The sequence below is a fragment of the Bradyrhizobium sp. SPXBL-04 genome, from assembly GCF_051853035.1.
In the GTDB taxonomy this organism is placed as follows: domain Bacteria; phylum Pseudomonadota; class Alphaproteobacteria; order Rhizobiales; family Xanthobacteraceae; genus Bradyrhizobium; species Bradyrhizobium zhanjiangense.
The window spans coordinates 3,721,339-3,740,533 of record NZ_CP182472.1; the positions used below are offsets into that span (position 1 = coordinate 3,721,339).

At 65.4% G+C, this 19,195-nt stretch carries 16 protein-coding genes; 7 read left to right on the forward strand and 9 right to left on the reverse strand.

The genetic code is table 11. The features are described from left to right. Window positions 1-10 precede the first annotated feature (10 nt). Together ACNJX8_RS17560 and ACNJX8_RS17565 are read right to left on the reverse strand one after the other, a co-directional pair. On the reverse strand, window positions 11-673 hold the full coding sequence (locus tag ACNJX8_RS17560; RefSeq protein ID WP_439361459.1) for a response regulator: 663 nt from the start codon (window positions 671-673) through the stop codon (window positions 11-13). Then, complete coding sequence (locus ACNJX8_RS17565; protein ID WP_439361460.1) at window positions 670-2,052, reverse strand: histidine kinase; 1,383 nt, start codon at window positions 2,050-2,052, stop codon at window positions 670-672. Before ACNJX8_RS17565 ends, ACNJX8_RS17560 begins: the two co-directional genes overlap by 4 nt. Before the next feature lie 192 nt (window positions 2,053-2,244). Here ACNJX8_RS17565 and ACNJX8_RS17570 point away from each other — a divergent pair, with 192 nt between their 5' ends. Next, window positions 2,245-3,102 carry a DUF2380 domain-containing protein gene (locus ACNJX8_RS17570; protein WP_439361461.1) on the forward strand — a complete coding sequence of 286 codons (858 nt, stop codon included), beginning with the start codon at window positions 2,245-2,247 and terminating at the stop codon, window positions 3,100-3,102. A gap of 51 nt (window positions 3,103-3,153) precedes the next feature. On the opposite strand, the gene ACNJX8_RS17575 is transcribed toward ACNJX8_RS17570, so the two are convergent. From ACNJX8_RS17575 to ACNJX8_RS17585, 3 genes are read right to left on the reverse strand one after another with little or no spacing between them, the layout of a single operon-like run. Next, complete coding sequence (locus tag ACNJX8_RS17575) at window positions 3,154-4,185, reverse strand: L-idonate 5-dehydrogenase (RefSeq protein WP_439361462.1); 1,032 nt, start codon at window positions 4,183-4,185, stop codon at window positions 3,154-3,156. Window positions 4,186-4,212: 27 nt separating this feature from the next. Beyond that, on the reverse strand, window positions 4,213-4,980 hold the full coding sequence (locus tag ACNJX8_RS17580) for an SDR family oxidoreductase (protein ID WP_439361463.1): 768 nt from the start codon (window positions 4,978-4,980) through the stop codon (window positions 4,213-4,215). Window positions 4,981-4,991: 11 nt separating this feature from the next. Then, entirely contained in the window at window positions 4,992-6,191 is a 1,200-nt protein-coding gene (locus ACNJX8_RS17585; protein ID WP_128933216.1) for a mandelate racemase/muconate lactonizing enzyme family protein, read from the reverse strand. A 175-nt stretch (window positions 6,192-6,366) separates the two neighbouring features. Between ACNJX8_RS17585 and ACNJX8_RS17590 the strand changes: the two genes are divergently transcribed. Then, window positions 6,367-7,134, forward strand: a complete 768-nt coding sequence (locus ACNJX8_RS17590; protein WP_128933217.1) for a GntR family transcriptional regulator — start codon at window positions 6,367-6,369, stop codon at window positions 7,132-7,134. Window positions 7,135-7,158: 24 nt separating this feature from the next. Then, the gene (locus tag ACNJX8_RS17595; protein WP_439361464.1) at window positions 7,159-8,523 is read left to right on the forward strand and encodes an MFS transporter; all 1,365 of its coding nucleotides are present in this window, start codon (window positions 7,159-7,161) and stop codon (window positions 8,521-8,523) included. Window positions 8,524-8,592: 69 nt separating this feature from the next. Here ACNJX8_RS17595 and ACNJX8_RS17600 read toward each other — a convergent pair whose 3' ends face one another. The 4 genes from ACNJX8_RS17600 to ACNJX8_RS17615 all read right to left on the reverse strand — a co-directional run bounded on the left by ACNJX8_RS17600 (window position 8,593) and on the right by ACNJX8_RS17615 (window position 14,345). Next, entirely contained in the window at window positions 8,593-8,820 is a 228-nt protein-coding gene (locus tag ACNJX8_RS17600; RefSeq protein ID WP_439361465.1) for a hypothetical protein, read from the reverse strand. Between the two features lie 131 nt (window positions 8,821-8,951). Further along, on the reverse strand, window positions 8,952-10,202 hold the full coding sequence (locus tag ACNJX8_RS17605; protein ID WP_439361466.1) for an arsenic transporter: 1,251 nt from the start codon (window positions 10,200-10,202) through the stop codon (window positions 8,952-8,954). Between the two features lie 25 nt (window positions 10,203-10,227). After that, on the reverse strand, window positions 10,228-11,511 hold the full coding sequence (locus tag ACNJX8_RS17610) for an MFS transporter (protein ID WP_439361467.1): 1,284 nt from the start codon (window positions 11,509-11,511) through the stop codon (window positions 10,228-10,230). 356 nt (window positions 11,512-11,867) lie between these two features. Continuing rightward, window positions 11,868-14,345, reverse strand: coding sequence for a PAS domain S-box protein (locus ACNJX8_RS17615; protein WP_439361468.1), 2,478 nt, complete (start codon window positions 14,343-14,345; stop codon window positions 11,868-11,870). A gap of 208 nt (window positions 14,346-14,553) precedes the next feature. On the opposite strand from ACNJX8_RS17615, the gene ACNJX8_RS17620 reads away from it, so the two are divergent. The 4 genes from ACNJX8_RS17620 (at window position 14,554) to ACNJX8_RS17635 (ending at window position 19,186) form a co-directional block, all read left to right on the forward strand. Next, window positions 14,554-15,624: a zinc-binding metallopeptidase family protein gene (locus tag ACNJX8_RS17620; RefSeq protein WP_439361469.1), complete on the forward strand. Its 1,071-nt coding sequence runs from the start codon at window positions 14,554-14,556 to the stop codon at window positions 15,622-15,624. A 189-nt stretch (window positions 15,625-15,813) separates the two neighbouring features. After that, window positions 15,814-17,829, forward strand: coding sequence for an acetyl-CoA carboxylase biotin carboxylase subunit (locus ACNJX8_RS17625; protein WP_439361470.1), 2,016 nt, complete (start codon window positions 15,814-15,816; stop codon window positions 17,827-17,829). Window positions 17,830-18,023: 194 nt separating this feature from the next. Then, window positions 18,024-18,890, forward strand: coding sequence for an isocitrate lyase/PEP mutase family protein (locus tag ACNJX8_RS17630; protein ID WP_439361471.1), 867 nt, complete (start codon window positions 18,024-18,026; stop codon window positions 18,888-18,890). Beyond that, complete coding sequence (locus ACNJX8_RS17635; protein ID WP_091889695.1) at window positions 18,887-19,186, forward strand: acylphosphatase; 300 nt, start codon at window positions 18,887-18,889, stop codon at window positions 19,184-19,186. The genes ACNJX8_RS17630 and ACNJX8_RS17635 overlap by 4 nt, the downstream gene beginning before the upstream one ends. Window positions 19,187-19,195 lie beyond the last annotated feature (9 nt).

Consider the following 19,195-nt stretch of genomic DNA (forward strand, 5'->3'; position numbering starts at 1 on the left):
CCACGCAGCGTCAGGCCTCGCCGAGATCGACCTCCGTCAAGAGTCCCTGGCGTAGCGCCAGCCGCACCAGCTCGATGTCGGAGCCGACGCCGAGCTTGTCCTTGATCAGCGAGTGCAGGTTTGCCACCGTCTTCGGGCTGACATGCAGGGTCTCGGCGATTTCCTCCGTCGTGTTCTCGGCGAGCAGCAGCCGCAGCACCTCGAATTCGCGCGGTGTGAGCACGTCGGCGGCCGAACTCTCGCCGCTGATACGGCTGAGTGCAAGTTCGTGGTCGATGTCGGGGCTGATGGCGATCTTGCCGGCGAGCACGTCCTTCACCGCGCGCACCAGCGTCTCGGGCGGATTGGTCTTGGTGACGTAACCCCTCGCACCGGCGCGGATCGCCTGCACGGCAAAGCCGGCATTCTCATGCATGGTGAAAACCAGGATCCGTGCGCTCTTGTCCCATTGCCTGATCCGCCTGACGGCCTCGATGCCGCCGATGCCGGGCATGCTGAGGTCCATGATGACGAGGTCGGGCGCCTCGGATTTGTACAGGCGGTAGGCTTCCGCACCGTCGGCCGCCTCGGCGACGACGCGCAAGCCCGGCTGCTTCTGGAGCACGGAGCGATAGCCCTCGCGGACGACGGAATGATCGTCGACCAGCAAGATGGTCGCATCAGTCCCGCTCATGCCGCGTGCTCCAGCGCCTGCCCATCGGCGGCCGCGAGCGGAATGACCACGCGCAATGCCGAGCCATGGGGACCGGTTTCGAAACTCAGCCGGCCGCGAAGCGCGGCGACGCGCTCGCGCATGCCGAGCAGGCCCATGCCCGATTTGACGGCCGCCTCGTTCGGCCGGCCGTCGTCCTCGATCGCGAGCGCGATCTCACTTTCGGCCATCGTCAGACGCAGGCTGACCTTCGTTGCGTCGGCGTGCTTGGCCGCGTTGGTGAGCGCCTCCTGCACGATGCGATAGAGATTGGCGCTGACGGAGGCGGGCACGCTCTCGAAGGCGCCCTCGAACCGGATTTCGAAGCGGGTCTGGCCGCGGCTGCGGCCGTTCCAACCCGAGACCAGGCCTTCGAGGCTCGCGACGAGGCCGAGCTCGTCGACATCGGGTGGCCGCAACCGGAACAGCGCGCCACGCAGCGTCTCCATCATGCCGGTCGCGGTGCGGGCAATGCTGTCGCACTCTCCCAGCAATCCGGGGCATTCCTGCGCCGCAGTCTGGCGGGCGGACGCGGCAAGCGCGCGGATTGCGGCGAGCGACTGGCCGAACTCGTCATGCAGCTCGCGCGCGAGATGGCGCCGCTCCTCGTCCTGGAGCGCGATCAGCTTCCGCGTCAGCTCGCTGCGCTCGGCAAGCGCGGTGTCGAGGCTTTCGGCAAGGTGGTTGAAGACATCGCGGATGGCGGAAAGCTCGGCGAGGTCGAAGGGCGGCAGCCGTGTGGTGAGGTCACCAGCGGCGATCCGCTCGAGGCCGTTGCCGATCATGCCGGTGGGGCGCAGGGCACGGGCGAGTGCGGCATAGACCAGCGCGCAGAGCAGCGGCAGCGCAATCGCAAGCGCGATCATCAGGCGGCCAGCCTCGTGCCAGGCCTCCGCCGTCTGCACCGCCGGATCGACCGAGACAACGGTCTCGCCGAGCTTCGTTCCGCGCACGATCACGGGCCGCGCCGCCTCGCGGCCGGGGTCGAACAGGCTGCGATAGAAGGCGGCGAAGGCTTGCGGCGGCGGGCTCGCCGGGGCAGGCGCGCCACTACAGAAACGCTGGAGCATGTCGCCGCTCGCGCTCCGGAATCCAAGACACAGGCCGGGCGTCATCACATGGGCCGAAACCGGGTCAAGGTTCGGAAAGTCGGAGCGCGGGCTGGCCACCCACTGGATCTTGCCCTGTTGCAGCTCCAATGTCTTCGCCACGATGGCAGCGATACCGTCGATGCGCGCGTGCGCGGCGCTGTCGGCGGTAACAAGGAAATAGGCGGAGATCGCGGCGAAGCAGGCGGCCGATACGGCGGCCACGCGCAACGTCAGACGGACCTTGAGATCGAACCTCGGGCGATTCCACATCGGCGGGTACCTGGTGCGAACGGGTTTGTCGCTCCCGCATTAAACGGCAGAACGCAAGCGGCGGGAAGCGTTCCCGCCGTACCGCAGTGCAACGTCGTGAAATTTTCCCGGCGCTCGTCGGGACAGTTATGGCTGCGTGGTCTCCGGCCACTCGTCCAGATTTGCGGCGCCGCTCCATCCCACGAGGCGTTCATGCACCGCTCCCGGCTGATTCCCGCTGCCATTCTCCTGTTCGTCCTCTCTCATGCGCCGGCCGGCGCCGAGGCCATCGGCGTTGCCGTGGACGATTTCAGCTATACCGACACGTCGGCCGAGCCGGCCAACCAGACCGCCGCTCACGAGCGGCGGCTGTCGGCATTCATGGCCGCGCTCAGGCGGGATGTCGGTGCCGACGGTCGTTACCGGCTCACGCCATCGGGACAGGACGGGGCGGCCTTCAAGATCATCGGCGGCATCCAGAAGACCAGCACGCTGGTGCAATGGGCCAAGGTCGCCGTGATCGACGTCGGCAGCAAAAGGCTGGTGATGGACAAGCTATACACCTTCCGCGGCGACAATGACGAATCATGGGAGCGGGCCGAGATATTTGTCTCCCGCGAGGTGATGGCCGCGCTCGCGATGCCTGCACCGGTCGCGCTTGCGGTGTTCGATTTCGAGCTCGAGGATACCACAGCCGCGTCAGTGGGAGCGTCGGCCACGTCGGATGCATCATATCTGGCCGAAGTCACCGCCAGCGTGCGCGAGGCGCTCGGCCAGTCCGGCCGCTACCGCATCGTCGATGTCAGCGGCGAGGCGGCGAAGGTGCAGGCCTTGCGCGACTGTGGCGGCTGCGAGGCCGGGATCGCGCAAAAGTTGGGTGCGGACCAGTCGCTGATCGGCGTGGTGCGGCGGGTCAGCCGCACCGAATACACGCTCGGCTTCCAGCTCCGCGATGCCAGGACCGGTGCGGTGCTGACGCGCGCCGATAGCGGCCTGCGCATGGGCGCGGACTATTCGTGGAAACGGGGTGCGGTCCGCCTGGTCAGCGACCGGCTGATCGAGAGCCGATAGCGCAGGTCTTCACCTCTCCCTACGGGAGAGGTGAAGCAAGCCATGTCGCGCTCAGAACGTCAGCTGCACCTTCATCGACTGCGCGCGGTCGCTGGCGAGCTCAAAGGCGGCGACCGCGTTCTCGAACGGCATGGTGGCCGTGATCAGCGGCTTCACGTCGATCAGGCCTTCGCCCATCAGCCGCACCGCGAGCTCGAACTCGGGATCGAAGCGGAAGGTGCCGCGGAGCTGCAATTCCTTCGCCACGATGCTGTTGATCGGCAACGTCATCTCACCGCCGAGGCCGAGCTGAACCAGCGTTGCGCCTGGCCGCAGCACGTCGAGCGCGGTGCGGAGTGCAGCCTGGTTGCCCGAGGCTTCGAACAGGGTGTCGAACACGCCCTTGCCGGCGCGCCAGGGATCGAGCGCAGTGGCGTTGGTCGCGACATTGATGGCGTGGGTGGCGCCGAGCTTCTTCGCAACCGCGAGCGGTGCGTCCGCGACATCGGTCACCACGATCTCGGCGGCACCGCCGAAGCGCGCGACCAGGATCATCAGCGCGCCGATCGGGCCGCAGCCGGTGATCAGCACGCGCTTGCCGAGCAGGGGGCCGGCCTGCTTGCCGGCATGCAGGCACACCGCCAGTGGTTCGGCCACCGCGGCTTCCGCCAGCGAGAGCTTGTCGGCGATCGGCACGGCCTGCATCGCATCGACCGTGATGAATTCGCGAAAGCCGCCTTGCACATGGGGAAAGCGCATCGCGCTGCCGAGGAAGCGCATGTCGAGGCACTGGTTGCGCATGCCTTCCTGGCAATGCAGGCACTGGCCGCACGGCTTGCTCGGATTGACCGCGACGCGCGTTCCCGGCTTGACGCCGGTGACGCTGTCACCGACGGAAGCGACCACGCCGGCGATCTCATGCCCCAGCGCCATCGGCTGCTGGATGCGGACCACGCCGAAGCCGCCGTGATGGTAGTAGTGCAGATCGGAGCCGCAGATGCCGCCATTGGCGATCTTGACGCGGACCTCGCCCGGGCCGGGCTCCGCATCGGGATAGCTATCGATCCGCAGGTCTTTCGGGGCGTGGATGACGACGGCGCGCATGGGCTTGTTCCTTCGGCGGTTCGCGGATCACATCGCGGCGATCATGCCGCCATCGACATAGATGATCTGGCCATTGACGTAAGTCGAAGCGTCGGAGGCCAGGAAGATCGCCGCGCCGACCAGCTCATCCGGCTTGCCCCAGCGTTTCGACGGGATGCGGCCCATCAGCCAATTGTTGAAATCGGTGTTGTTGACCAGCGCCTCGTTCATGTCGGTCAACATGTAGCCGGGGCCGATCGCGTTGGCCTGAATGCCGTGCTGGGCCCATTCCACTGCCATCGAGCGGGTCAGATTCTTGATGCCGCCCTTGGCGGCGGTGTAGGGCGCGATGGTCGGGCGCGCGAGCTCGCTGCCGAGCGAGCCGATATTGATGATCTTGCCGTGCCTGCGCGGGATCATGCGCTTGGCCGCCTCGCGGCCGATCACGAAGGCGCTGGTGAGGTTGGTCTCGATCACCTTGCGCCATTCATCGGTGGTGAATTCGACCAGCGGCTTGCGGTGCTGAATGCCGGCGTTGTTGACGACGATGTCGACGGCGAGACCCTTTTTGTCGAAATCGTTGAAGGCAGCGACGATCGCGGGCTCGTCGGTGACGTTGAATGCGGCGCCTTCAGCCTGGTGTCCGGCGGCGCGAAACTCGGCGACGGCCTGCTCGACGCGCTTGGGATCGACGCCGTTGACGATGATTTTGGCGCCGGCCTTGGCCATGCCTTCGGCAATGGCGCGGCCGAGGCCGCGGGAGGAGCCGGTCACCAGCGCGGTACGGCCGGAAAGGTCGAAGAGGGCGGTGCTCATCTTAGGAATCCTTAGACGTTGGAGCGGCGTACGATCAGATCGGAGCGGTCGAATACGGCGGGCAGAAGATCGACGCCGAGGCCGGGGCCTTCCATCGGATAGACAAAACCGTCCTTGATCGTGGGCATGGTGGTGACGAGCTCATTGTACCAGCCCTTGTAGAAGGCGCGCACCGATTCCTGGATCAGCGTGTTGGGCTGGCTGAACGACATGTGGATGGCGGCGATGAAGCCGATCGGTCCGATGCAGTCATGCGGTGCAAAGGGCCGGTGGTAGGTCTCGGCCATCGCGGCGATCTTGCGGCCCTCGGTAAGGCCGCCGGTCCAGCACAAATCCGCCATCACCACGTGCATGGCGTCGCGGTCGAGCATATCCTTGTAGGGAAAGCGTGAGCCCAGCGTTTCGCTGGCGCAGACCCAGACATCGGTCGAGCGCGCATATTCGGCGAGCGCCTGCGGCGAGTTCATGCGGATCGGATCTTCGTACCAGGTCGGCTTGTACGGCTCGAGCGCGCGCGCGATCTGCTTGGCGGTCGGCAGATTCCACAGCGAGTGGAGCTCGACCATGATCTCCATCTTGTCGCCGACCGCTTTACGGATCTTCTCGAACGGTTCGATCGCCTGCTTCATCTGGGCGGCGGTGATGTAGAGACCCTTGTTTTCCTGGGCCGCCGGATCGAACGGCCAGATCTTCATCGCGGAGATGCCGCTCTCCAGGAGGCTCTCGGCGAGCGCATCGGCGCGATGCATGAAGCCGTCGAGATCCTCGTAAGGCCCCTTGGAGGCGCCGAGATTCCAGTTGGCGACCGGGCTGATATTGGTCGAGCGGACATATTGCGTGCCGGCGCAGGTGTTGTAGATGCGCTGCTTGTCACGGCAGAGGCCGCCGAGCATCTGGTGCACCGGCTGGCCGCAGACCTTGCCGAACAGATCCCACAGCGCGATGTCGATCGCGGAGGCCGCGCGATATTCGACGCCGGTGGATGACTGCGCCATCGGCAGGTTCAGCATGTCGCGGTGGATGGCTTCGATGTGCAGGGGATTGCGGCCGAGCAGGCGGCCGGCAAAGGTGTCGTGGATCTGTGCCTCGACCGCGCCCGCGCCATAGAAGGTCTCGCCGAGCCCGATCATGCCCGTATCGGTGTGGATGCGTACCCAGATGACGTTGGAGAACTCCTCGGTGCGCAGGGTCTCGATCGACGTGATCTTCACGGCAACAATCCTCCCGTCGGGCCCATAGCGCCCATTTTGCTTTTCATTTCTGCGCCGCCATCCGACGGGCAGGGCCCAGTCTTACGCCGCTTGTAATATATCACAACATGTTTTAAGGATATCACAAATAAGACATCCGCCTTGCATCGAGAGCGCAGGCTGACGGGAGGACGACATGGCACGGCGCAAGCGCGCGCTCGAGGTGGTGAGAAACGACGATGACGGCGAGGGCAGGCCCTCCCGGCGCAATCGCCTCAACTTCTTCGAGCTGGCCTATCAGAGGATCGAAGAACTCCTCGTTCATTGCGAGCTCAAACCCGGCCAGTTCATGACCATGCTGGAATTGCAGCAGATCACCGGGTTCGGCCGCACGCCGGTGCATCATGCCGTCAATCGTCTCTCGGCCGACACGCTCATCATCATTCGTCCGCGGCACGGCCTGCATATCGCGCCGATTGATCTGGCGCGTGAGCGCATGCTGCTTGGCTTGCGCCGCGACATGGAGCGCTTCGTGATCCGCCTTGCGGCCGATCGCGCCAGCCTGTCGCATCGCAATCAGGCACTGCACATCGAACGCCTGCTGCGCGAGCGCCGCGCCAGCCTGACCCTCGACGAATTCAACAGCATCGACCGTCGCATCGACGCGCTGGTGCTGGAAGCCGCCGGCGAGCCTTTCCTCGCCCACACGCTACGGCCGCTGCACACCCTGTATCGCCGCATCGGCTTCATCCACCATCGTTTCATGCCGGGACAGACCGAGCTGTCGGGCACGATCGATTGCCATCTCGCCATCCTCGCTGCGGTCGCCAATCGCCGCGTCGAGGATGCTGTGAAGGCAAGCGATGCGCTGATCGATTACATGGACGCGATATTCACCGGCATGGAGGCGGGCATCGACCCGCGCCTGCTCGATTGCAGCATCGAGCCGCTGCTCGGCACCTAGAGAGTTTTGAAGAGAGGACCAAGCATGTCAACGATGGCGATGCCACAACCGATCGCGAGCGAAGCCGCGGTCCGCTACCTCATCACGAACTACAGTCCCAAGGGCAACAAGGTCGGCTGGCTGATGATGGCCTCGATCCTGGTCGAAGCCTGGGATCTCTATTCGATCGCCTTCGTGCTGATCTTCATCAAGGAGCAGTACAACCCCGATCCGCTGATACTGGGCCTTGCCGCGGCCGGCACGCAAGGAGGCGCCCTGATCGGCGCGCTGCTCGGCGGCTGGCTGTCCGACAAGATCGGCCGCCGCGTCATGTTCCTGGTGACGATGGTGATGTTCATTGTGCTGGCGCTGGCGCAGGCCTTCGTGCCCAACGTTACCTGGCTCGTCGTGATCCGCTTCCTGCTCGGCATTCCGCTCGGGTCGGACATCTCGACCGGCTACACCTACATCATGGAATCCATGGCCAAGGGCGAGCGCGAGGTCATGGGCAACCGCTGGCAGTTCATGTTCGCGGTCGGCGAAGTCATGACCATCGGCGTCATCGTGATCTTCCTGCTGACCGACATGAACCACGAGATGCTGTGGCGCGTGACGCTCGGCCTCGGCGCGGTGCCGGCGCTGATCATCCTGATCATGCGCCACGACGTGCCGGAGACGGCGGTGTGGCTGGTGCAGAAGGGACGCTACCGCGAGGCCAAGCAGGTCGCGCGCGAGATGTTCAACGACAATCTCGACATGCTGCCGGACCGGGACGTCGAGATGCCGAAGGTATCGACCCGCGCGTTCCTCGCCGATCTCAAGAAGGATCCGATCCGCTGGCGTGCCACGCTGTATGGCTGGATCGCCTGTTTCGCGCAGGCGAGCGAGTTCTCGACCTTTGCGTTCTACCTGCCGGTGCTGTTTGCAATGGTCGGCGTGTCGTCGATCCTCGGCAACAATCTGGTGACGATGGCGCTGTTTGCCTTCGCAGCCCTGTCGGGGTGGGTCGGGCCGCTGCTGACGCCGAAGATCGGCCATCGCGGCATCGCGATCGCGGGCTTCTCCATTGTGCTGGCGTCACTGCTGGTCGCTGCGTTTGCGCTCTACACGGACAACAAGATGCTGCTGCCGTTCGCCGCGGCCGGCATGCTCTGGGGCCACTATTGGGACGCGTCGAACTGCATGACCATCCCGACGATGGTCGCGCGGCCGCGATACCGCGGCACCGCCAGCGGCTTCGCCTACATGTTCGTGAAGCTGCCGTCCTTCCTGGCGATCTTCCTGTTCCCGACGCTGTTCGCGGCGATCGGACAAGCCAACGCCACCCTGTTCGTGGCGATCTTCCCGGTGATCGGATTGCTCGCTGCAACCGTCATCCTGCCGGAGGTCTACGGCTACGAGAACGACTGACGAAGCGTGACCCGGTCGCGGCGTCGTCGCCGCGATCGGGGCCTATTTCGGGATGTCGCGCGCCGGCGGCTACGGGCTCAAGAAGACCGGGTCGATCCCGACTCCATGGCCGAGCAGGCCGATCGCCTGAAGCTGGGCGGAGTGGAGGTCGATTTCCACGATGGCGAACAGGGTAAACAACACCACTGCGGAGAAGACCAGCAGCGGATGGGCCGTCTCGGCCCGGCTCTCGTCGCCGCGAATCGGGCGACGCAGGGAGGAGCTCTGCGGCAATGCTTTCGATCGAATCTGCATCATGATGAACCTTCCTTGCCGCGCCATATCCATCTGATCTGCGCGACAATGGAATTCTAGCCACGGCGTCGCCGCCGGCATTGATGCACCGCAAATAGCTTGCACTCGATTTCGAAAGCTGGGTTCGGCATCCCTTACCGGATTGCCGCCGCCAACGCCGCGATCAGTGCGGGTGGCGTCACCAGCAGGCCGAGCTTGAGGAACAGCCAGGCGCCGACCTCGATCTTCTCGCGCCGGAGCGCGACCAGCCAGAGGATGGTGGCGAGCGAGCCGGTCACCGACAGATTGGGGCCGAGGTCGACGCCGATCAGGATGGCGCTGACAACAGGCACGGGCAGATGATCGCTGGCGGCGACCGAGCCGGCGACGAGGCCGACCGGAAGGTTGTTGGCGATGTTGTCGGCGAGCGCGGTGGCAATGCCGACGCTCCAGGCGGCCTGCGGGACGGATTGTGCCACCGCTTGGTGCAGCAGCCCGCTGAGCTGCGCGATCACACCGGTCTTCACCAGCGCCTCCACCATGACAAAGAGCCCGCCGACCAGCGGCAGCACGCTCCAGGACACGCCGCGCAGCACAGGCATAGGCGATTGACGGTTGATCAGCAGCACGGCGGCCGCCGTCGCGGTCCCGCAGACGAATGTCGGCAGGCCCAATTGCAGATCGAGCGCAGAGGCCCAGATCAGCACGATGCCGATGGCGCCGATGCCATAGGCGGTCAAACGGCCGCCGCGTCCGAGTTTCGGGTGAGGGACACTCTTTTCGATCGTTTCATCCTTCAACTCGCGGTGCAGCGCAAGGCGCAAGGCGACATAGGTGAGCCCGATCGAGGCAAGTGACGGCAGCGCGAACTGACGCAGCCACGTTCCGAGATGCGGCATGTGCTTGCCGAACACCACGAGGTTGGCCGGATTGGAGATCGGCAGCACGAAGCTCGCGGCATTGGCAATGAAGGCGCAGACGAACAGATAAGGCAGCGGCTTGGCGCCGGCCGCGCGGGTGGCGGCGTAAACGGCGGGTGTCAGCACGATCGCGGTGGCGTCGTTGGAGAGCAGCACCGTCACCAGCGTGCCGACGAGGTAGATCAGCAGGAACAGCCGCTGCGGGGAGCCGCGTGCATGCTCGACCGCAAAGGCGGCCAGATAGTCGAACAGGCCTTCGAGGCGGGCGAGTTCGGCGATCAGCATCATGCCGATCAGGAAGAGATAGACGTCGACACCCTTCTCGATGCCGGTGAGCGCATCGTGCCAAGGTAGGAATCCGAGCAGCACCAGTACAACGGCGCCGATCAGGGCCCAGACCGCCTCCGGCAGGCGAAAGGGCCGGATGATGACGCCTGCGGTCGCGGCTACGATGATGCTCCAGGCCCAGATGGCGTCAGACGGCACGGTCAGTCCTCAAGGTGAACCAGATCTATTCGGCAGCGATAGCTGATGCGGACGCCGCTGTCTTCCCCCGCAGGCACAGATCGCCATCTGTGCTTTGCCGCGTCTCCGGCAGAGCGAAGAAGCAGATCACGGCGCCGAGCGCCGCCACGATGCCGAGCGAGATGAACGCTGCATTGTAACCTGCGCCGACAACGACCAGGCCGGCAAGCGTCGTCGATAGCGCCGCGCCGATGCTCTGGGCGGTGATGACCGCGCCCTGCGCGACGTTGAAGCGGCCGGTATTGCACATGAGGTCGGCGACGATGACGGGAAAAATTGCGCCGAAAATGCCGGCGCCGACGCCGTCCAGAAGCTGCACGCCGACCAGCCAGAACGGATTGTCCGAGAGCGTATAGAGGACGCCGCGGATCGGCAGGATCAACAGTGCGGCAAGGAAGAAGCGCTTGTGGCCCCAGCGGTCGGCCTTCGCGCCTACCAGCATTGCGAACGGCACCATCACGACTTGCGCGGCGACGATGCAGGCCGACATCAGGCTGGTGCCCATGTTCTTGTCCTGCAGCGCGAGCTTCTGCCCGACCAGCGGCAGCATGGCCGCGTTGGACAGGTGAAACAGGATCACACAGATTGCGAAGACGAGCAGTGGGCGGCAGGTCAGGAGTACGCTGAGGCCCGAGGGCTGTTCGGGCTCCGTGCTGGCGTTGCTGTCGTGCAGACCGCGGGCGAGATCATGGTCGATGGCCCGTTCGGGGATTGCGACAATGCTGGCGAGGCTCGCAATCGCCATGGCGCCGAGCAGGTAGAACACGACGGTCGGGCCGAACCAGTAGGCGAAGACGCCTGCCAGACCCGCCGCGACAGCGTTGCCGGCATGGTTGAAGGTCTCGTTGCGTCCGATCCGCCGGGCGAAGGCGGCATGACCGAAGATGCCGAGCGAGACGGCGGCGATTGCAGGCGGGAAGATGCCAGCGGCGGCCTGGGCGGTCCCCTGCGAGATCGCGACCGGCCCGAAGTTCGGAAACAACGGCAGCGATAGCGAGGCAAGCGTCACCAAAATGGCGGCAATCACCATCGCGAGCCGCTTCGCCCGCGTGGCGTCGACCAGCGCACCAGCCGGCGTCTGCGCCACGATGCCGGCGATCGTCGCGATCGACATCACGAGGCCGATGCGCGCCTCATCCCAGCGCTGCTCGGTGAGCAGATAGACCGCGAGATAGGGCCCCAGCCCATCGCGGACATCTGCGAGGAAGAAGTTGGCCGCATCCAGCGCGCGGCCGGCGCGCCTCGTCTGATCGGAGTTTGCGCTCGACATCGGGTCTCTCGGTCGAGGCTCAAAGTGGCCCCGGCAGCAACCATCGTGATGTCGGCCTGGTTCCGCGGATCACGTCGGGCTCCTCAAAACTTGACCGCGAGCAGCACCACGCCGCCGCCGATCATGGCGAAGATCACGGTCAGCGCCGCAAAGCAGGCGGAGAGGATCGCCCAGGTCTGCCAGGCGGAGAGGAGCGCGGGTTTTATGTCATCGATATCCGTTGCTTAGGACGGCGCGCCCGCGCCGTCATTGCGAGCGCAGCGAAGCAATCCAGAGTCTTTCCGCGGAGGCAGTCTGGATTGCTTCGCTGCGCTCGCAATGACGGAATGCGCGGCAACGCGGTGCGCCCATCAAACTCACCTTACCACCGACAGCTTCTCCGTGATCGCCTTGCGCAGGATACGCGACAGCGATTCCACCGAGTAGGGCTTCTGGATCAGCTCGAAACCGCGATGCGCGTTCTCGGCGAGCACGTTGCTGTAGCCAGAGGTGAGCACGACGGGCAGGCCCGGATAGCGCTCGCGGATGATGCTGGCGAGCTCGACGCCATTCATGCCGGGCATGATGACGTCGGAGAAGACGAGATCGACGGCGAATTCGTTTTCACCGAGGATGGTCAGGGCCGCATCGGCGCTGGCGACGCGGCGGACGACATAGCCGAGATCCTCCAGCAGCTCGGTGGAGAAGCGGCCGACCTCGTCGTTGTCCTCGACCACGAGCACGCGGTAGCCGCGCCCGGTGGCCGCGGCCTCATGGGTCAGTGCCGCGGCTTCCTTGTCCGTCGCAGGGCTTTGTGCCTGCGGCAGATAGATGGTGAAGGTCGCGCCTTTGCCTTGCCTGCTCGTCACCGCAATGTCGCCCTCGGACTGTTTTGCGAAGCCGAAGGCCTGGCTGAGGCCGAGCCCGGTGCCCTTGCCGACCTCCTTGGTGGTGAAGAAGGGCTCGAAGATCAGGTCGAGATGCTCCGGCGCGATGCCGCAGCCGGTGTCGGTGACCGAGATGGCGATATAGTCGCCGCCGCGCGCCGATTGTGCGCGCAGGCTCGGAATCCCAAAGACCTTGCGGACGGCGATGGTGAGGCCGCCTTCGCCGTTCATGGCGTCACGGGCGTTGACGGCGAGATTGATCAGCGCGCTTTCGAACTGCGCGATGTCGGCCACGGTGAAGCAGCCGGGATCCTCAACCTCGACCGCGATCTCGATGCGGCCTCCGACCAGCGGGCGGATCAGTTGCGCGACGCCCTCGACCTGGCTGCCGACATTGAAGATCTGCGGCTTCAGCGGCTGCCGCCGCGCGAACGCCAGCAGCTGTGCAGTCAGCTTGGAGGCCCGCTCGACCGTCTCGGAGATGGCGTCGACATAGCGGCGGCGGCGCTCCTCCGGCAACTCACGGCGGCGCAGGAAGTCGGTCGCCGAACGGATGATGGTGAGGAGATTGTTGAAGTCGTGCGCGACGCCGCCGGTGAGCTGGCCGATCGCCTCCATCTTCTGCGACTGTCGCAGCGCTTCCTCGCCGCGCCGGCGCTCGGTGATGTCGACGGCCTCGGGCACGGCGCCGGTGATGTTGCCGTGGCGGTCGAGCACGGGGCGCATGCCGAAGTCGAAATCGCGCTCGCCGATGGGAAGGCGCAGCCGCATCTCCAGCCGCACGGCTTCGCCCTTGAGCACGGCATCGAAGGCGTCGCGCACCAGCGCGCTCATGCCCTCCGTTGCGCTGAACCAGGGAGTCTCCCACAACGGCTTTCCGATGACGTCCGAGGAATTCGCCTTGATGCCGTCAAGCGCAGTCTTGTTGGCGTAAAGCAACTCGCCCCTGAGATTGACGAGGCCCTGATACTGGTTGCTGGTCTCCAGGATCGCACGTAGCCGCGCCTCGTTGGATTCGAGCTCGGCGGTGCGCTGGGCGATGCGCTCTTCCAGAGTCTCATTGAGCTGCCGGAGCTCGATCTCGGCCTGCTTGGCCGCGGTGATGTCGTGGGCGACGCCGATGAAGCCGATATGCTTGCCGGTCGGGTCCCAGCGCGGCTGCGATTCCGAGCGCAGCCAGCGCCATTCCCCCTTGGCATTCTTGTAGCGTGCTTCCAGCACGAACGGCTTTAGCGACGCTTCGCCCTGGACGGATTGCTGGAGCACATGCGGCAGGTCGTCCGGATGCAACACCTTGCGCCAGTCGAAGTCGATGGCCTGATCATAGGGCAGGCCGACGAAATCGACATAGGCCTGGTTGGCGAAGGAGCGCTTGCGGTCGAGCTTGGTCACCCAGATCGGCACCGGCGCGCTGTCGGCGATCAGCCGGAAGCGTTCCTCGCTCTCGCGCAGCGTCTCGCGCGCGAGCGCCTGGGCGGTGATGTCGATGTGGGCGCCGACGAGGCGGATGGCGCGGCCGTCCTTGTCGCGCTCGATCTTGGCAACGACCCGAATCCAGCGAGTCTCGCCGTCATTGGGGCGGATAATGCGGTATTCGGCGGTGTAGTCTTCGCTCGTTCCGGCGAGAGCCTCGAAGAAATGTTTGACGGTCGCGTCGCGATCCTCGGGATGGATGCGGTTGACCCAGTCCTCGTGCGTCTCGTCCGCGGCTTCCGGGGGCAACCCATGGATCATCAGATATTCGGGCGAGCGACGGTTCTTGAAGCCCTCACGGAAGTCGACCTCGACGCCGCCGACCTTGCCGATGCGCTGGATGCGCGCGAGCTCGGCCTCGCGCTCCTGAAGCGCGCGATAGGCGTTGTCACGCTCGCGCGCGACGTCTTCGAGGTGCTGGCGCAGCCTTTCGGCAGCGATTGTCTCGGGCAAGGGTTTGTTCAAGGCATGGGCCGTTGTCATGCGGGTGCGCACGTGCCGGACCGATATTCACACAGTCGGAGCGTGATGGCCATCGCTTAGAAGGGAATATGCAGGGAAGGGCGCGGATTCCGGCGGGTATGAACGAATGCCTCCACCGGCTATTTGTTCCTGACGTTGGAACGATGCGCCCTCTGCGCGCGTATCTGCGAGGCGCGACAACTCTGATTCCACAAGACTCCCTTTGCGAAGAGGCTAAATCTTGAAGCTCTTTGTCTGCCAGGCCTGCGGCAACGTCCTCTATTTCGAGAACCGCGCCTGCGAACGCTGCGGTCACCGCGTGGCCTTCCTGCCGGAGAAGGAGACGATGTCGGCCGTCGAGCCCGACGGCGAGGCCTGGAAGACGCTGACCGACGCGGGCGAAATCCGCATGCTGTGCCGCAATGCCGAATACGATTCCTGCAACTGGCTGACGGATACGGTCGACCGCACGGGCTATTGCCGCGCCTGTCGTCACAACGGCATCGTGCCGGATCTGTCGGATCCGGCGCAGCTCGCCGGCTGGCGCGAGCTGGAGGTGGCAAAGCACCGCCTGTTTTATTCCCTGATCCGCTGGAAGCTGCCGCTCCAGACCCGGCAGGACAACCCTAAGCATGGGCTGATCTTCAATTTCCTCGCCGACGATCCGCACAGCGGAGAGAAGGTCATGACCGGTCATGACAACGGCCTGATCACGATCGCGCTCACCGAGGCCGACGACATCGAGCGCGAGCGGCGCAGGCTCGAGATGGGCGAGCCCTACCGGACGCTGCTCGGGCATTTCCGCCACGAGGTCGGACACTATTTCTGGGACGTGCTGGTGCGGGACGGCGGCAAGCTCGACCAATGCCGCGCCATGTTCGGCGACGATTCGGCCGATTACGGCCAGGCCTTGCAGCGCCATTATGCCGAAGGCGCGCCGCCGGACTGGCGGCAGAACTACGTCTCCGCCTACGCGACGACGCATCCGTGGGAGGACTTCGCCGAGACCTGGGCGCACTATCTCCACATCGTCGACACGCTGGAGATGGCCGCCGAGTTCGGCATGGAGGTACGCCCCAAGGTCGACCGCGACGGGGAGCTGACGACGCGCATTCGTTTCAACCCCTACGAGGCCCGGGATGTGGAGGCGCTGGTCAGCGCATGGCTGCCCTTTACCTTCGCCATGAACAGCGTCAACCGCGCCATGGGCCTGCGCGACCTCTATCCCTTCATCCTGTCGCCCGCCGTGATCGCCAAACTGGGCTTTGTTCACAGCCTCGTGCGGGACGTAGCCAAGGCCGGGAAGCCGTAGGCGGTGCCAGGGCCCGCCGGCCCCGTTCCGCAAGCCCGTTCCGGTCTTGCGCTGGTACGCCAGAGGGGAGGGATTTAGACCGTTGCCTCCGGCCCATTTTGATGTACCACGGGAGCCACACGGCCCATTTCCCATAGGCCCCGACGGCCAGGAAAGGGTCCCCGCCCAAGGTCGAGACTCAAGAAAAGCATGTTCAAACGCATTCTGATCGCCAATCGCGGCGAAATCGCCTGCCGGGTCATCAAGACTGCCCGCCGGATGGGCGTTCAGACGGTTGCGGTCTATTCCGAGGCCGACCGCGATGCCCTCCATGTCGAGATGGCCGACGAGGCCGTGCTGATCGGCCCGCCGGCTGCGGCCGAGAGTTACCTGGTGATCGAGAAGATCGTGGACGCCTGCCGCAAGACCGGCGCCGAGGCCGTGCATCCCGGCTACGGCTTCCTGTCCGAGCGCGAGGCGTTTCCGCGCGCGCTGGAGGCGGCCGGCCTCGTCTTCATCGGCCCGAACCCCGGCGCGATCGCGGCGATGGGCGACAAGATCGAATCCAAGAAGGCGGCCGCCAAGGCCAAGGTCTCGACCGTGCCGGGCTATCTCGGCGTCATCGAGGACGACAAGCACGCGGTCCGCATCGCCGACGAGATCGGTTATCCCGTGATGATCAAGGCCTCCGCCGGCGGCGGCGGCAAGGGCATGCGTATCGCAAACTCCAAGGCGGAGGTCGCCGAAGGCTTCAACCTCGCCAAGGCCGAGGCCAAGGCCTCGTTCGGCGACGACCGCGTCTTCGTCGAGAAGTTCATCGTCGATCCCCGCCACATCGAGATTCAGGTGCTGGGCGACAAGCACGGCAACGTGATCCATCTCGGCGAGCGTGAATGCTCGATCCAGCGCCGCAACCAGAAGGTCATCGAGGAGGCGCCGTCGCCGCTGCTCGACGAGGAAACCCGCCGCAAGATGGGCGAGCAGGCCGTCGCGCTGGCCAAGGCCGTGCACTACGATTCCGCCGGCACCGTCGAGTTCGTCGCAGGGCAGGACAAGAGCTTCTACTTCCTGGAGATGAACACGCGTCTCCAGGTCGAGCATCCCGTCACCGAGCTCGTCACCGGCATCGATCTCGTCGAGCAGATGATCCGCGTTGCCGCGGGCGAGAAGCTCGCCATCGCGCAGAGGGACGTCACGCTCACCGGCTGGGCGGTGGAATCGCGCCTCTATGCCGAAGATCCGTTCCGCAACTTCCTCCCTTCGATCGGGCGCTTGGTGAAATACCGCCCGCCGGCGGAAGCCGGCAAGGATGGCATCACCGTGCGGAACGACACCGGCGTGCAGGAGGGCGGCGAGATCTCGATCCATTATGATCCGATGATCGCCAAGCTGGTCACGCATGCACCCTCGCGCGCCGCCGCGATCGAAGCGCAGGCGACCGCGCTGGACTCGTTCTATGTCGACGGCATCCGTCACAACATCCCGTTCCTGTCCGCGCTGATGCATCATCCGCGCTGGCGCGAAGGCCGGCTCTCGACCGGCTTCATCGCCGAGGAATTCCCGAAGGGCTTTGCGGTGCGCGTACCCGAAGGCGAGGTCGCGCGGCGGATCGCTGCGGTCGGCGCCGCCATCGATCATGTGCTTGGCGAGCGCAAGCGGCAGATCTCGGGCCAGTTAGGCGGCCGCATCGTACAGCGCGAGCGTCGTCGCGCGGTCTGGCTCGATCACCAGGAGATCCTGCTCGAGGTCGGACGCGAGAGCGAGGCGATCGCGGTGAGCTTCATCGATGCCGAGGGCAAGGCCGGCAATGCGCATCTGTTGCAGTCACCGTGGAAGCCCGGCGATCCGGTCTGGCAGGGCACCATCGACGGCCAGTTCATCGCGGTGCAGACGCGTCCGATTGCCAATGGCATCCGCCTCGCGCATCAGGGCGTCGAGGTGCCGGTCTATGTCTGGACCGAGGCGGAAGCGGCCTCGGCACGCTTGATGCCGGTGACGACGGCCTCCGATACCGGCAAGAAGCTGCTCTGTCCGATGCCGGGCCTCGTGGTCTCGATCGCCGTGAACGAAGGGCAGGAGGTCAAGGCCGGCGAGACGCTCGCGGTGGTCGAAGCCATGAAGATGCAGAACGTGCTGCGCGCCGAGCAGGACGGTACCGTGAAGAAGATCCACGCCAGCGCCGGTGCGACGCTCGCGGTGGATGCGCTGATTTTGGAGTTTGCGTAAACGTGTGAGTGAGGCGGGCGGTCTGCCCGCAACCACCGTCATTGCGAGGAGCGGGCGACAAAATTGCAAAACAATTTTGCGCTGAAGCGACGAAGCAATCCAGTCTGTTTTCCGCGGATACATTTCTGGATGCTTCGCTTCGCTCGCAATGACGGGGTATGCTGCGGCCTCCGTGATTTAACCGAGACAGCACCATGGCCTTTCGTTCCCGCCGCGAGAAACTGCGATCGATCCTGTCGGGCGGGACTTGCGTCCGTCCCGGCTCGGTCTACGACGCCATCTCGATCCGCATTGCCGAGGACCTCGGCTTTCCGCTCGGCATGTTTGGCGGTTCGGTGGCCTCGCTCGCCGTGCTCGGCGATCCCGATGTCACGCTGATCACGCTCACCGAGCTTGCCGAGCAGATGCGGCGGATGTCGCGCGCCTCCGCGCTCCCCGTCCTCGTCGATGCCGATCACGGCTATGGCAATGCTCTGAACGTGCGCCGAACGGTGCAGGAGCTGGAGACAGCGGGGGCTGCCGGGCTCACCATCGAGGACACGCTGCTGCCGGCGGCGTTCGGCGAGGCGAAGACGCAGCTGATCCCGCTCGAGGAAGGCGTCGGCAAGATGAAGGCGGCGCTCGACGGCCGCAGCGATCCCTCGCTCGTGATCATGGGCCGCACTGGAGCTGCCTCGATCACTTCGATCGAAGATGCGATCCGGCGCGCCGTGGCCTATGAGGCCGCCGGTGTGGACGCGCTGTTCTTCACCGGCATCAAGTCGCGCGCGGAGCTTGCGGCCATCGCATCCGCCACGCACCTGCCGCTCGTGCTCGGCGGCGTTCCGGAGGAATTGAACGCGACCGACTATCTCGAGAGCCGACGCGTGCGCATCGCCCTCCAGGGGCATGCCCCGATCGCGGCCGCAATGCAGGCCGTGTACGAGGTTCAGAAAGCGTTGCGTGACGGCACGGCGCCGAAAGCGCTGAAGGGATTGCCCGCAGCGGAATTGACCAGCGGCGTCATGCGCGAGGCCGACGTGAGGGCGCGCAGCGCCAACTTTCTTGGGCTGAAAAAATGAGCAGGGCGATCCTCCAGGTCATGATCCGCGGTCGCGTCCAGGGCGTCGGCTACCGCGCCTGGGTCGAGTACCAGGCGACCACCAGCGGTCTCGAAGGCTGGGTCCGCAACCGCCGCGACGGCAGCGTCGAGGCGCTGTTCGCGGGCGCGCCCAAGCACGTCGCCGACATGGTGGCTCTGTGCCGCCACGGCCCGCCGTCCTCACGCGTCGACAGCGTCACCAGCGAGACCGCCGGTGCGGATGAGCTAAACCTGCGCCGGGCAGGGGAGGCGTTTTCGGTCTTGCCGACGGTGTAGGTGCATCGA

What these genes read in the sequence shown, in the direction of transcription:
- ACNJX8_RS17575 (WP_439361462.1), bottom strand. Translation starts at nt 4,185, where the DNA reads ATGCGCGCCGTCGTCATCCACGCCCCGAAAGACCTGCGGATCGATAGC.
- ACNJX8_RS17630 (WP_439361471.1), top strand. Translation starts at nt 18,024, where the DNA reads ATGGCCTTTCGTTCCCGCCGCGAGAAACTGCGATCGATCCTGTCGGGC.
- ACNJX8_RS17560 (WP_439361459.1), bottom strand. Translation starts at nt 673, where the DNA reads ATGAGCGGGACTGATGCGACCATCTTGCTGGTCGACGATCATTCCGTC.
- ACNJX8_RS17610 (WP_439361467.1), bottom strand. Translation starts at nt 11,511, where the DNA reads ATGTCGAGCGCAAACTCCGATCAGACGAGGCGCGCCGGCCGCGCGCTG.
- ACNJX8_RS17595 (WP_439361464.1), top strand. Translation starts at nt 7,159, where the DNA reads ATGTCAACGATGGCGATGCCACAACCGATCGCGAGCGAAGCCGCGGTC.
- ACNJX8_RS17625 (WP_439361470.1), top strand. Translation starts at nt 15,814, where the DNA reads ATGTTCAAACGCATTCTGATCGCCAATCGCGGCGAAATCGCCTGCCGG.
- ACNJX8_RS17635 (WP_091889695.1), top strand. Translation starts at nt 18,887, where the DNA reads ATGAGCAGGGCGATCCTCCAGGTCATGATCCGCGGTCGCGTCCAGGGC.
- ACNJX8_RS17590 (WP_128933217.1), top strand. Translation starts at nt 6,367, where the DNA reads ATGGCACGGCGCAAGCGCGCGCTCGAGGTGGTGAGAAACGACGATGAC.
- ACNJX8_RS17570 (WP_439361461.1), top strand. Translation starts at nt 2,245, where the DNA reads ATGCACCGCTCCCGGCTGATTCCCGCTGCCATTCTCCTGTTCGTCCTC.
- ACNJX8_RS17565 (WP_439361460.1), bottom strand. Translation starts at nt 2,052, where the DNA reads ATGTGGAATCGCCCGAGGTTCGATCTCAAGGTCCGTCTGACGTTGCGC.
- ACNJX8_RS17580 (WP_439361463.1), bottom strand. Translation starts at nt 4,980, where the DNA reads ATGAGCACCGCCCTCTTCGACCTTTCCGGCCGTACCGCGCTGGTGACC.
- ACNJX8_RS17600 (WP_439361465.1), bottom strand. Translation starts at nt 8,820, where the DNA reads ATGATGCAGATTCGATCGAAAGCATTGCCGCAGAGCTCCTCCCTGCGT.